Genomic DNA, 598 nt, shown 5'->3' with positions numbered 1-598 from the left:
CTGTCTCTTATACACAAATCCCTCAGTAAATATTGAGGAATTTGTGTACTTCTGCCTAAATGATAGTTTTCAGGATAAAACGATAAATTGAGGTAAATTGACCAGGTTTGTAACGGAAGCAGAACACTGGGCAAAAGAGACGTTCTCAGGCGCAAAACTGGGTGACCAGCGGCGCACCGAACGGTTGGTAAAAGTCTCCTCATCACTCGCTAACAACATAGGAAAATCGATTGTGAAATCTCTGGATACCCCCGCTGATATCGAAGCGGCTTACCGTTTTATCCGTAATACGGATGTTAAAGCCGATGCCATTGCAGAGGCGGGTTTTGCTGCCACCGCTGCGCGGGTTAAATCCTGTGACTGCCTGCTCGCGCTGGAAGATACCACGACGCTGAATTTTACGCATGAAACCGTCAGGGATGAAATGGGCTATACCTCATCCAGTCAAAAACCCACGGGAATGCTGGCGCATTCAGTACTGCTTTTTGCCCCCAATCAACAACAGGTTGTCGGGTTGATTGAACAAAAACGCGGGGTGAGAAACATCAATGACTATGGCAAGAAAAAACAGCGTGAGACCCGCCCGTATCAAGAAAAA

Annotated in this window: 1 protein-coding gene; it reads left to right on the top strand. The window is 47.0% G+C overall.

Translation table 11 applies throughout. From position 1 onward, the window contains the following. Window positions 1–97: 97 nt before the first annotated feature. The coding region (locus AACQ83_RS24390) for an IS4/Tn5 family transposase DNA-binding protein (protein ID WP_146748320.1) at window positions 98–598 on the top strand (501 nt) is incomplete at its 3' end.

Source organism: Photorhabdus sp. S10-54 (assembly GCF_963878145.1).
Taxonomy (GTDB): Bacteria; Pseudomonadota; Gammaproteobacteria; order Enterobacterales; family Enterobacteriaceae; genus Photorhabdus; species Photorhabdus kayaii.
This window is presented reverse-complemented; position numbering and strand designations above follow the sequence as displayed.